Consider the following 10,928-nt stretch of genomic DNA (forward strand, 5'->3'; position numbering starts at 1 on the left):
GTGAGCGCCAGCAGGTAGGCATCTTCCAAAGTGGGAACCAACGGCTCGGCCGCGGCTCCGGGCGGGCGCTCGCCCACCACGCGCGCGTGCACCCCATCGCTGCGCCGCGCGGTGGAGGAGATCAGATGTTGTTGCCGCGCCGTGGGCAGCTCGGCGCTGGGCAGCACCCACTCCCACACTTTGCCTTCCACGCTGCGCAGCAGGAACTCGGGGGCGGAGTGCGCCACCAGTTGCCCCCCGGAGATAAGCGCGATGTCGGTGGCCACCGCCTCGACATCGGAGACGATATGGGTGGAGAGGATGACGATCCGCTCGCCCGAGAGCTCGGCCAGCAGGTTGCGGAAGCGCACCCGCTCCTCGGGGTCGAGGCCGGCGGTGGGCTCGTCCACGATCAGCAGCCGGGGATCGTTGAGCAGCGCCTGGGCGATGCCCACGCGCTGCTTCATCCCGCCGGAGTAGCCGCCCAGCGGCCGCTTGCGCACCTCGGTCAGGTTCACCAGCTGCAGCAGTTCGTCGATACGGCGGCGGGCTCCGCCCGCGTCCAGCCCCTTGATGGCGGCCAGGTACTCCAGGAACTCGACCGCGTTCAGGTTGGGATAGACGCCGAAGTCCTGGGGCAGGTAACCGAGGAGGGCGCGCAGGGTGTCGGGGGAATGGGCGATGTCCACGCCGTCCCAGGTGACTTTGCCCTCGCTGGCGCGAGTGATGGTGGCCAGGATGCTCATCAGCGTGGTCTTGCCGGCGCCGTTCGGCCCCAGCAGCCCCAGCACCCCCGGCCACAGCTCCAGGCTGAAGCCGCGCAGCGCCCAGGTCTTGCCACGGTACGCCTTGCTGACCGCCTCGATCGTCAGTTTCATTCCATCCTCCCGGCCTGGGAAGTTTACGCTCGCCAGGGCGGGTTTGTTCCGGGCAACCCGGCCCCATCCTCCTGGACATCCGGTCGCAACCCGGAAAGCGCCGGAAGCGGCTACAATCAGGGGTTGCACCCAAGGAGCCTGGCATGAGAGTCGGCATGCTGACCGGGGGCGGCGACTGCCCCGGACTCAACGCGGTCATCCGCGCCGCGGTGCGCAAGGGCATCTTCCACTACAAGGACGAGTTCGTCGGCTTCCTGGAAGGCTGGCGGGGCGTGCTCGAAGACAAGACCGAGGAGCTGGACCTGGCCAGGATCGCCGGCATCCTGCCGCGCGGCGGCACCATCTTGCGCACCTCGCGCACCAATCCCGCCAAGAACCCCGGCGGGTTGGAACGCTGCGTGGAGAACCTGAAGAAGCACCAGGTGGAGGCGCTCATCGCCATCGGCGGCGACGACACCATGGGAATCGCGCAGAAGCTGCACCACGCCGGGGTGAAGGTGGTGGGCGTGCCCAAGACCATCGACAACGACCTCAGCGGCACCGATTTCTGCTTCGGCTTCGATACCGCCGTCAACATCGCTACCGAGGCTATCGACCGCGTGCACACCACCGCCGAGGCCCACAACCGGGTGATGGTGGTGGAGGTGATGGGGCGGGACTCCGGCTGGATCGCCATCTACAGCGGCATCGCCGGCGGCGCCGACGTGATCCTGGTGCCGGAGCGGCCTTTCGACATCGAGGAAGTCGCGGCCATCATCAAGCGCCGCCACGCCAGCGGGCGCTACTTCTCCATCGTGGTGGCCGCCGAGGGCGCCAAGTTCTCCACCGACGTGGACAAGGAGCACGGCGCTCCCATCGTGCAGGACATGGGCAAGGACGACTTCGGACACGTGCGGCTGGGAGGCATCGGCGGCATCCTGGCGCGCGAGATCGAGAAGCGCACCGGCATCGAGACCCGCTTCGTGGTGCTGGGACACATCCAGCGCGGAGGCTCGCCCACCGCCTTCGACCGCGTGCTGGCCACCCGCTACGGCATCGGCGCCATCGACCGCGTGCACAGTGGGGAATTCGGCATGATGGTGGCCCTGCGCGGCACCAAGATCGTCTCCGTGCCCCTCTCGGAGGCGCTGGTCGCCACCCGCCCCGTCGATCCTGAATTGCTCGACGTCGCCCTCGGTCTGCGTGACCGCCGGGAGATGAAGAATGGCTCCTAGCCCGCGGCCTTAAGAACTGAGCTCCAGGTACGCCAGGTCCAGCTCATCGCCCGAGACGCACTCCGTCTGCTGCGTGCCGCAGTTGGGACAGGCGAGGTTGTAGTCCTTTACAACGAACGTCACGTTGCAGGCGGGACAGCGCTGCTGTCGGGGCTTCACTTCGATCTCCAGGGCGAGCGGCTCCAGGTCGCTGCCCTGCACGAGGGCCTCGAAGCAGAAGCGCAGAGCCTCGGGATCGATGGCCGCCAGCTCCCCCACGCGCACGCCCACCTTGCTGACGCGGGCGCCGCCGCGGGCGGCGGACTCCTTGCGCACCGCCTCCAGGATCGAATTGGCGATACTCATTTCGTGCACGGTGAAGCCGGCGACAGCAAGGCGCCCGCTGCGGGGATTCTAGGCGACCCGCTCGCCCGGCGCCAATTCTATGGCCGACTCTTGGCCGCCGAGGGCGGCGGCTTCGGCCAGGTAGCCGGCCGCCTCCAGCAGGCGGTAGGTGCGCTCCGCTTCCTCCGCATCCACGCGGCTGATGGCGAAGCCCACGTGCACCAGCACGTAGTCGCCGACGGCCACCTCGGGGACAAAGTCCAGGCGCACGGACTGGGTGACAGGGCCGAAGCGCACCAGGCCGGCGCGCCCGCCCTCCTGCGGACGGCAAGCCACCACCCTTCCCGGCACGGCTAGGCACATTTGATCTCTCCCGGGAATGCGCAGTCGCCGGGGGCAAAGCTCCGCGGCCGGGTCAGGGCGTCGGCCGTGCCCGAGAGCAGGGTGCGCAGCCGGGGAAAATTCTCCAGCGCGACCTGCAGCGCCTGCTTCACCGCCGGGGAGATGGGCTCGCCCGGCTCCACCGACTCCAGCTCGATGCCCAGCAGCGCCAGACGTGGAATCTCGCGGCCCAGGGAGCGGGCCAGCCCCAGCACCTCGTTCAGCCCCCACCCGTGGCCAGAGACCTTGCCCAGGGAACGGCTCTGCAAGCCGGCGTAGGGCAGCGGGACCAGGTGCAGGGTTCCCGGGGCGGCGCCTGTCTCGACCGCATCCACGAAGAGGATGGTCTCGGTTTCTTTGAACAGCTCCAGCAGGTCCACGGAGAGCTGGGGCATCTCGCGGGCGGCGTACTGGGCGCAGGACTGCGGGCGCAGCTTGCGCGCGAACTCCAGCCCGGCGCGGTCGTCACCGCAGGTGAGGTTGCCACAGCCGATCACCAGCAGCGGTGGGCGGGGAAAACTCACGACTTTGTTCATGGCCTTGGGCTCCTATCGATCTTCAGCTTGAGAAAGTGGGTGGAACAGGAGATGCACGGGTCATAGGCCCGCACCAGGTTCTCGCAGGCCGTGAGTACCTCCTCATCGGAGGCCTCCTTCAGCCGGGGCAGCAGCAGGCGGAGGTCATCCTCGATGCGGCGCAGGTTCTGCGCCGTGGGTGGGACGATCTTGGCGTAGTCCACGAGGCCGCGCTCATTGACGCGGTAGCGGTGGTAGAGCAGGCCGCGAGGAGCTTCGGTGGCGGCGCAGCCTTCGCCGGCGTGCACCTTGCACTCCACCGCGCTCAGCGCCGGCTCCTCGTAGCTCTCCACGATGCTGAGCGCTTCCTCGAAGGCGTGCAGCATCTCCAGCGAGCGGGCGATGATCATGGCGAAGGGATTGCGCAGCGGGAAGCTGAGGCCGCTCGAGTGCGCCACCTCCCGCGCCTGCGGCGCCAGCCGCTCGCGGTTCAGGTTCAGCCGCGCCAGCGGGCCCACCAGGTAGCTGCTGGCGTTTTCCGTGCGCACCGAATGCAGCGCGGTGGAGTGGGCCACGTGCAGCTCCAGGAAGTGCTGCTCGAACTGCGCCGCGGTCAGGTCCAGGCCGGAAGAGGAGACGATCCGGCCCTCGTTCATAGGGTACTCATCGGGATGGGAGAGGGCGACGAAGTCGTAGTCGGCGGTAAGTTCAGGCAGGGTCAGTTGCGCCGCCCAGCGCGCGGTGGTGCGCGCCGCCTCCAGCCCCCAGACCAGCGACTCGTGCAGTGCCATCAGTTCCTTGCGGCGCGGCGTCTTGTAGAAGCCGCCCACACACACCGACACCGGGTGGGTGGCGCGCCCACCCAAGACTTCGAGCAGGTCGTTGCCCACCTTCTTGAGACGCAGGCCGCGCTCCACCAGTTCCGGGTGGTCCTTGGCCATGCTGAGGGCGCTTTCGTAGCCCAGGAAGTCGGGTCCTTCCAGCAGGTAGATATGCAGGGCGTGACTCTGGATCCACTCCGCGCAGTAGAGCAGGCGGCGCAAGCGGCGGATCTGGGGGCTGATGACGAGGCCCAGCGCCGCTTCCAGGGCGTGCACCGAGCTCATCTGGTAGGCCACCGGGCAGATGCCGCAGATGCGCGCGGTGATGTCGGGGACCTCGTGCAGGTGACGGCCGCGCAGGAAGGCCTCGAAGAAGCGCGGGGGCTCGAAGATGTCGAGCCGCACCTCCGCCAGCCGGTCCTGCTCCCAGCGCACGTAGACTCCACCCTCGCCCTCCACTCGGGTGAGCAGGTGGTTGCCCTTCACGATGCGCTCTCCGGCTGCGGTCTGGGTGGTCTGGCTCATTGCAGCGTCTTCTCCAGGTTGTCGCCGGCGTTACGGAAGACCTCGGCGTAGCCGGCGAAGCCGCGCAGCACGCGCACCAGATACGCGCCGTGGATCCCGGCGGCCTCCATCTGCGCGATCAGGGGCTCGGGGTTGGGGTTCTCCATGGGACCGTAGCAGCCGTAGCAACCACGATTGAATGCGGGACAGAGCGCGCCGCAGCCGGCGTGGGTGATGGGACCCAGGCAAGGCATGGCCTTCGACACCAGCACGCACACGTTGCCCCGCCGCTTGCACTCCACGCACACCGAGTGCGCCGGCAGGTGGGGCAGGCGGCCCAGCAGCAGCGAGGTCAGTACCTCCAGCAACTGCTGCTTGTTGATGGGGCAACCGTGCAGCACGAAGTCCACCGAGACGTGCGAGTCGATGGGGGTGGACTCCGCCAGGGTGGAGATGTACTGCGGCGTGGCATACACGTGCTCCACGAACTCCTCGATCTTGGCCCAGTTGCGCAGGCACTGGATGCCGCCGGCGTTGGCGCAGGAGCCCACCGCCACCAGGTACTTCGACTGCTGCCGCACCTGCTTGATACGCTCCACGTCCTCGGCGGTGGTGATGGAGCCCTCCACCAGGGCCACGTCGTAAGGCCCAGGGAGATTCTGGGAGCGCGCTTCGGGGAAGAAGGCCAGGTCGAGTTCGCCGACCAGCGTCGTCAGTTCCTCCTCCAGGCCGAGCAGGGCCAATTGGCATCCGTCGCAGGAGGCGAACTTGAAGACCGCCACGCGCTTGCGCTCGCCCGCCATCAGAAGCTCTCCTTGCCGAAGAACGGCTCGACCGTGGCGAAGTTGAGGATCGGCCCTTGCTGGCAGATGAAGTTGGGCCCGTACTGGCAGTGGCCGCAGAAGCCCACCGCGCACTTCATGTTGCGCTCCATGGAGATGTAGATGGACTCGCGGGGAATGTTGCGGGCCAGCGCCTCGTAGATCACGAAGCGCATCATGATCTCCGGCCCGCAGGTGAGCACCAGGCACTTCTTGTACTCCAGCCGGATGCGGTAGAAGAGCATGGGGATGACGCCCACCTGCCCCTTCCAGTTCTCGTCCGCCCAGTCCACACTGACGTGCAGCTCCACCCCTGCCTTCTGCCAGGCCTCGAACTCGTCGGTGTAGAGCAGATCCTGGGGCGTGCGCCCGCCGTAGAGCAAGAGCACGCGGCCGTACTTGCTGCGCTCTTTGAGGATGGTCAGGAGCGCGGGGCGCAGCGGCGCCAAGCCGATGCCGCCGGCCACCATGAGCACGTCCTTGCCTGCGGCCAAGTCCAGCGGCCAGTGCGAGCCGTAGGGGCCGCGCAGCCCCAGCATGTCGCCCACCTTCAGCCGCCCGATGCCCTGGGTGACGCTGCCGCCGAAGCGGATGCTGTGGCCCAGCGCCTGCGGCTGCGCCGGATCGGAACTCAGCGAGATCGCCACTTCTCCGAAGGCCGGCAGGTAGAGCATGTTGAACTGCCCCGGAAGGAATCGGTAGGCGGCGGCCAGCGCCGGGTCCTGGAAGGCCAGCGTGTAGGTGGCCACGCCGTAGGACTCGGGCTTGATGGCCCGGATCACCGCCGGCTGCGGCAGCATGGGCAGCACCGCTGGGGTCATCGCCGGAATGTGGATCGCCTGGCTCATTTGGGCCTCGCCGGAGAGACGCGGAACGCTTTGACCTCCTGCGTGGGATCGATGCCCACCGGGCACCAGGTCATGCAGCGCCCGCAGCCCACGCAGCCCACCGTCCCGAACTGGTCGATCCAGGAGGCGTACTTGTGGGTCAGGAACTGGCGGTAGCGGGAGCGGATCGTCGGCCGGGTGTTGCCTCCGTGCACCTGGGAGAAATCGCCGGTGAAGCAGGAGTCCCACACCCGGGTGCGCCGGGCCACCTGCCCGCGCAGGTCGCTGGAGTCCTCCACCGTGGTGCAGAAACACGTGGGGCAGGCCAGGGTGCAGTTGCCGCAGGAGAGACAGCGCGCGGCCACCTCGTCCCAGTGCGGATGCTCGAGATTGGAGTAGAGCAGCCTGGGCAGGTCGTCGGTGCGCAGCTCGCGCTGCTGGCGCTCGGCCCGCTGCAGCGCCTGCGTGGCCCGCCCCAGGTCGAAGGCGGTGGCCGGCTCCCACTCCGTGTCCTGCAGCATTTCGGAGCCGGTCTCGGAGCCCACATCGATGAGGAAGCCGTCGGGCAGTTCGGTGAGCGCCAGGTCGAAGCCGGTGCTGGCGCGCGGGCCGGTCTTCATGGAGGTGCAGAAGCAGGTGGCGGCGGCCTCGCCGCAGTTGGCGGCCAGCAGAAAGACCTGGCGGCGGCGGGCGCGGTAGTGGGGATCGGGCACCGGGCCCTCCAGCAGCGCCCGGTCCTGCAGGGCGATGGCCTTCAGGTCGCAGGGCCGTACGCCGATGAAGGCGTACTGCGGCGCCTGCGGCTTGGCCGGCTCGAAGACCCACGCCCCGTTGCTCTTGCGCGCCGTGAAGAGGAGGGCGCTGGGGGGATGCAGAAACTGCTTCCAGGAGTGCGGCCCGACAGTGAAGCCGAAATACTGGCCGTTGCGGCCGGGAACCAGGCGGTAGCGGCCGGGCTGTTTGTCTTCAGTCCAGCCCCGGGGCAGGTCGTCGAGGGCTGCGATCTCGTCCAGCACGATGGCGCCGTCGCGCACCCGCGGTCCCACCAGGGTGAAGCCCGCCGCCCGCAGATTCTCGAAGATCTTCTGCAGCGCCGCTTTCAGCACCACCACGCTCGCGGAAACCCGCGGAATGCTGGCCGTCGCCATGCGGGGCCCTCCTGCGCGGCACCTGGCTGGTCCGCCTCTCTTACCCTGACACTGCACGGGCCCCCGCGCTGTGAGCCGGGTCACGCGGGCTGGTGACGGGCGGCACCTGCTCACACCCGCGCGTGACTGCCATCACTGCGGCCCCCGGCCACCGGGCTACTATCGGAGTATGGAGACGCCGGTCGCTCGTCCGCCGAGCGTGCCAGGAGGTGGGCCCATGAAGCTCCTGGATGCCACCACGCGGCTGGCTCTGAAGAGCCTGCTCTTCGCCACCGATTTTTCCCTCGCCTCCCAGGCCGCCCTGCCTTATGCGGCGGCCATCGCGCGCCGCTACGGGGCCCGTCTTCTCCTGGCCCACGTAGTGCGCCCCCAGGTGTGGGCGCCGGCGCCCCCGGAGTGGGTGCCCATGGAAAGCGAGGTCCCACGCCAGGCCGCCATGGCGGAGATGTCGAAGCTGGAGCAATCGCCGTTGCTCGCCGGCCTTCCCCACCAGGTCGCCGTCGAGGAAGGCGCCGTGTGGGAGTGCCTCTCTCGCCTGATCCGGGAGCAGGAGAGCGACCTGCTGATCATGGGCACACACGGGCGCCGCGGCCTGCAGAAGCTGCTCATGGGCTCGGTGGCGGAGGAGCTGTTTCGCCTGGCGTCCTGCCCGGTGCTGACGGTGGGACCGGGAGTGGCGGCCGCCGCCGGCACCGCCGAGTTCCATCGCATCCTGTTTGCCACCGACTTCTCCAACGAGTCGCAGGCGGCGCTGCCTTACGCGGTTTCCCTGGCGCAGGAGAACCAGGCGCGGCTCACCCTGCTGCACGTGGTCGAGACCACCTCGCCCGGCTACCTGGCGGACCCCGACCGCGCGCTCACCGTCTTGAAGGAGAGGCTCCAGGGCCTGCTGCCGCGGGAGGCGGCGCTGTGGTGCGAACCCGAGCTGGCGTTAGAGAGCGGTGAGCCCGGCGATGGCATCCTGCGGGTCGCGGAGGAGCAGCAGGCCGACCTGATCGTGCTGGGAGTACGGCCCATCCGTCGCCTGGCTGCGCACTTGCCGATCGCGACCGCACACGAGGTGGTGTGCCACGCGGCCTGCCCGGTGCTCACGGTCCGCGGATGAGATCGGCCGGAGAGGGCTCCGGCGGACAGAACGAATTGCAGTGCGGAGGCGGAATGAGTCTCACCAAGGCGCGTGCCATCATGCAACGCATCATCGAGAAGGCCCAGGCCGGGCCCAAGCGCGTGGTCTTCCCCGAAGGAGAGGAGGAGAGGGTACTGCGGGCCGCGCGCATCCTGGTGGAGCAGAAGATCGCCGAGCCCATCCTGCTTGGCAACCCGCCGGCGATCCAGGGGCGCGCCGCGCAATCGGGCCATTCGCTGGACGGCATCGAGATAGAGGACCCTGCCGCTTCTCCCTGGAAGAGGGCCTATGTGCCGGAACTCTACCGCCTGCGCCGGCGCCGCGGCGTGACGCTCTCCGAGGCCGCCGCGCTGCTGGAGAGCCGCAACGTCTTCGGCTGCATGATGGTGCACATGGGCGACGCCGACGCTCTGGTGTCGGGCACCAGCCAGCACTATCCCGACACCGTCCGTCCCGCCCTGCAGATCATCCGGGCGCGCGAAGGCGTGCGCAAGGTGGCGGGGATGGACTTGATCGTCACCCGCCAGGGCGAGCTCTATTTCCTGGCCGACACCACCGTGAACATCGAGCCCAGCGCCGAAGAGCTGGCCGAGATCGCCCTGGGCGCCGCCCAGCAGGCGCGCCGCTTCGACGTGGTGCCGCGCGTCGCCCTGCTCTCTTTCTCCAACTTCGGCAGCACCCCCCATCCGCTCGCCCGCAAGGTGCAGCGCGCCGTCGAGCTGGTGAAGCAGGCGGACCCGGAGCTGATGGTGGACGGGGAGATGCAGGCCGATGCCGCCGTGGTCCCCGCCATCCGCGAGTCGACCTATCCTTTTTCCAGCCTGAAGGGCGGGGCCAACGTGCTGATCTTCCCCGACCTGCAGTCGAGCAACATCGCCTTCAAGCTGCTGACGCGCATCGGCGAGGCCACTGCCCTGGGACCCGTCCTGATGGGGCTGAGCCAGCCCGTGCACCTGCTGCAGCGGGGCGCGGAGGTGGAGGACATCGTGAACATCGCGGCCCTGGCCGTGGTCGAGGCGCAGGAGGTTGCCGCCCGCATCCCTCCCGCCGCCAAGTTCGCACCCAGTGCCGCCTGACGCAGGAGAGAGAGGTGGCTATGCAGATCGCCGAGGTGATGACACAAGAACTGGTCTCCTGCCTGTCGAACTGCAGCGCGCAAGCGGCGGCGGAGATGATGCGCCGGCACAACATCGGCATCCTGCCGGTGGTCTTCAACCGCTTCAGCCGCAAGCTGCTGGGAGTGGTGACCGATCGCGACCTGTGCCTGGCGGTCATCAGCGCGGGCCACCCGCCGCAGGTGGAAGTGCAGGAGTGCATGACCACCGAGGTGGTCACCTGCTCGCCCCAGGACGACGTCCAGGTTGCCATCCGCCGGATGCAGGAACACCAGTTGCGCCGATTGCCGGTAGTCGACAGCGACGGGCGGCTGGTGGGCATCGTGTCCCTGGCGGACCTGGTCCGTCACGGCGCCATCGACCCCAAGGACCTGTACCTGACGCTGCGCAAGATCTTCGCGCTCCGCCCCCATGTGGCGGCACGCATCGCCTGAGGAGGGCGGCAGGCAGTCGAGTTTGGACGCGCCCCGGCTCAAGCCGCCGGCGCTCTACAAGGAGGAACTACCATGCCCAAGGAAACGCTCACGGTGGTGGACGATCGCACCAACACCACCTATACCCTGCCCATCAAGCACGGCACCGTCCGTGCGATGGATTTGCGGCAGATCAAGACCGGCCCCGAAGATTTCGGCCTCATGAGCTATGACCCCGCTTTCATGAACACCGCCTCCTGCCAGAGCCGCGTGACCTTCATCGACGGCGACCGCGGCATCCTGCGCTACCGCGGCTACCCCATCGAGGAGCTGGCGGAGAGTTGCAACTACCTGCAGGTGGCCTACCTGCTCGTCCACGGCGAGTTGCCCACCGAGGCCGAACTCAAGGAGTGGACCCACGAGATCACCCACCACACCCTGCTGCACGAGAACGTGAAGAAGCTGATGGACGGTTTCCACTACGATGCTCATCCCATGGGCATCCTGGTGAGCACCGTGGCGGCGCTCTCCACCTACTATCCCGAGGCACGCGACATCCACGACCCCCAGGTGCGCAAGCTGCAGATGCACCGGCTGATCGCCAAGATGCCCACCATCGCGGCCTACGCCTACCGCCACAGCCTGGGCATGCGCTACGTCTATCCCGACAACGAGCTCAGCTACACCGAGAACTTCATGAACATGCTGTGGACCAAGACAGAGCTCAAGTATCTGTCCAACCCGGCGCTGGCGCGGGCGCTCGACGTCCTCTTCATCCTGCACGCCGACCACGAGCAGAACTGCAGCGCGAACGCGATGCGGTCGATCGGGAGCTCGCAGGTCGACCCGTACTCCGCGCTCG

The 10,928-nt window shown here is 68.2% G+C and carries 13 protein-coding genes; 5 read left to right on the top strand and 8 right to left on the bottom strand.

Annotated features, from left to right (window positions below; all coding sequences use genetic code 11):
• Positions 1 to 857 (bottom strand): ABC transporter ATP-binding protein (locus tag VEG08_14695; protein ID HXZ29240.1); only part of this gene is annotated, 857 nt, incomplete at its 3' end.
• A 143-nt stretch (positions 858 to 1,000) separates the two neighbouring features.
• Here VEG08_14695 and VEG08_14700 point away from each other — a divergent pair.
• Complete coding sequence (locus VEG08_14700) at positions 1,001 to 2,071, top strand: ATP-dependent 6-phosphofructokinase (GenBank protein ID HXZ29241.1); 1,071 nt, start codon at positions 1,001 to 1,003, stop codon at positions 2,069 to 2,071.
• Between the two features lie 9 nt (positions 2,072 to 2,080).
• On the opposite strand, the gene VEG08_14705 is transcribed toward VEG08_14700, so the two are convergent.
• Genes VEG08_14705 through VEG08_14735 form a run of 7 tightly spaced genes read right to left on the bottom strand, consistent with a single transcriptional unit; the run spans position 2,081 to position 7,412 of the window.
• Positions 2,081 to 2,416: a hydrogenase maturation nickel metallochaperone HypA gene (locus tag VEG08_14705; GenBank protein ID HXZ29242.1), complete on the bottom strand. Its 336-nt coding sequence runs from the start codon at positions 2,414 to 2,416 to the stop codon at positions 2,081 to 2,083.
• A gap of 48 nt (positions 2,417 to 2,464) precedes the next feature.
• The gene (locus VEG08_14710) at positions 2,465 to 2,758 is read right to left on the bottom strand and encodes a HypC/HybG/HupF family hydrogenase formation chaperone (protein ID HXZ29243.1); all 294 of its coding nucleotides are present in this window, start codon (positions 2,756 to 2,758) and stop codon (positions 2,465 to 2,467) included.
• Complete coding sequence (locus VEG08_14715) at positions 2,749 to 3,312, bottom strand: hydrogenase maturation protease (GenBank protein ID HXZ29244.1); 564 nt, start codon at positions 3,310 to 3,312, stop codon at positions 2,749 to 2,751. Before VEG08_14715 ends, VEG08_14710 begins: the two co-directional genes overlap by 10 nt.
• Positions 3,309 to 4,637: a Ni/Fe hydrogenase subunit alpha gene (locus tag VEG08_14720; protein HXZ29245.1), complete on the bottom strand. Its 1,329-nt coding sequence runs from the start codon at positions 4,635 to 4,637 to the stop codon at positions 3,309 to 3,311. Before VEG08_14720 ends, VEG08_14715 begins: the two co-directional genes overlap by 4 nt.
• Complete coding sequence (locus tag VEG08_14725; GenBank protein HXZ29246.1) at positions 4,634 to 5,419, bottom strand: hypothetical protein; 786 nt, start codon at positions 5,417 to 5,419, stop codon at positions 4,634 to 4,636. The genes VEG08_14720 and VEG08_14725 overlap by 4 nt, the downstream gene beginning before the upstream one ends.
• Positions 5,419 to 6,285: an FAD/NAD(P)-binding protein gene (locus VEG08_14730; protein ID HXZ29247.1), complete on the bottom strand. Its 867-nt coding sequence runs from the start codon at positions 6,283 to 6,285 to the stop codon at positions 5,419 to 5,421. The genes VEG08_14725 and VEG08_14730 overlap by 1 nt, the downstream gene beginning before the upstream one ends.
• A complete protein-coding gene (locus VEG08_14735; protein HXZ29248.1) occupies positions 6,282 to 7,412 on the bottom strand; it encodes a 4Fe-4S dicluster domain-containing protein in 1,131 nt (376 codons plus the stop codon). Before VEG08_14735 ends, VEG08_14730 begins: the two co-directional genes overlap by 4 nt.
• A gap of 217 nt (positions 7,413 to 7,629) precedes the next feature.
• Between VEG08_14735 and VEG08_14740 the strand changes: the two genes are divergently transcribed.
• The 4 genes from VEG08_14740 to VEG08_14755 all read left to right on the top strand — a co-directional run.
• The gene (locus tag VEG08_14740) at positions 7,630 to 8,517 is read left to right on the top strand and encodes a universal stress protein (GenBank protein HXZ29249.1); all 888 of its coding nucleotides are present in this window, start codon (positions 7,630 to 7,632) and stop codon (positions 8,515 to 8,517) included.
• A gap of 53 nt (positions 8,518 to 8,570) precedes the next feature.
• Positions 8,571 to 9,614, top strand: coding sequence for a phosphate acyltransferase (locus VEG08_14745; GenBank protein HXZ29250.1), 1,044 nt, complete (start codon positions 8,571 to 8,573; stop codon positions 9,612 to 9,614).
• A 20-nt stretch (positions 9,615 to 9,634) separates the two neighbouring features.
• Positions 9,635 to 10,087 carry a CBS domain-containing protein gene (locus tag VEG08_14750; protein HXZ29251.1) on the top strand — a complete coding sequence of 151 codons (453 nt, stop codon included), beginning with the start codon at positions 9,635 to 9,637 and terminating at the stop codon, positions 10,085 to 10,087.
• A gap of 72 nt (positions 10,088 to 10,159) precedes the next feature.
• Positions 10,160 to 10,928 (top strand): citrate/2-methylcitrate synthase (locus VEG08_14755; protein ID HXZ29252.1); only part of this gene is annotated, 769 nt, incomplete at its 3' end.

This window comes from Terriglobales bacterium, from assembly GCA_035624475.1.
GTDB lineage: Bacteria > Acidobacteriota > Terriglobia > Terriglobales > Acidobacteriaceae > DASPRL01.

Bases quoted from the DNA above. Each gene is read 5' to 3' on its own strand.
- VEG08_14700 (HXZ29241.1), top strand. From the start codon at position 1,001: ATGAGAGTCGGCATGCTGACCGGGGGCGGCGACTGCCCCGGACTCAAC.
- VEG08_14705 (HXZ29242.1), bottom strand. From the start codon at position 2,416: ATGAGTATCGCCAATTCGATCCTGGAGGCGGTGCGCAAGGAGTCCGCC.
- VEG08_14710 (HXZ29243.1), bottom strand. From the start codon at position 2,758: ATGTGCCTAGCCGTGCCGGGAAGGGTGGTGGCTTGCCGTCCGCAGGAG.
- VEG08_14715 (HXZ29244.1), bottom strand. From the start codon at position 3,312: ATGAACAAAGTCGTGAGTTTTCCCCGCCCACCGCTGCTGGTGATCGGC.
- VEG08_14720 (HXZ29245.1), bottom strand. From the start codon at position 4,637: ATGAGCCAGACCACCCAGACCGCAGCCGGAGAGCGCATCGTGAAGGGC.
- VEG08_14725 (HXZ29246.1), bottom strand. From the start codon at position 5,419: ATGGCGGGCGAGCGCAAGCGCGTGGCGGTCTTCAAGTTCGCCTCCTGC.
- VEG08_14730 (HXZ29247.1), bottom strand. From the start codon at position 6,285: ATGAGCCAGGCGATCCACATTCCGGCGATGACCCCAGCGGTGCTGCCC.
- VEG08_14735 (HXZ29248.1), bottom strand. From the start codon at position 7,412: ATGGCGACGGCCAGCATTCCGCGGGTTTCCGCGAGCGTGGTGGTGCTG.
- VEG08_14740 (HXZ29249.1), top strand. From the start codon at position 7,630: ATGAAGCTCCTGGATGCCACCACGCGGCTGGCTCTGAAGAGCCTGCTC.
- VEG08_14745 (HXZ29250.1), top strand. From the start codon at position 8,571: ATGAGTCTCACCAAGGCGCGTGCCATCATGCAACGCATCATCGAGAAG.
- VEG08_14750 (HXZ29251.1), top strand. From the start codon at position 9,635: ATGCAGATCGCCGAGGTGATGACACAAGAACTGGTCTCCTGCCTGTCG.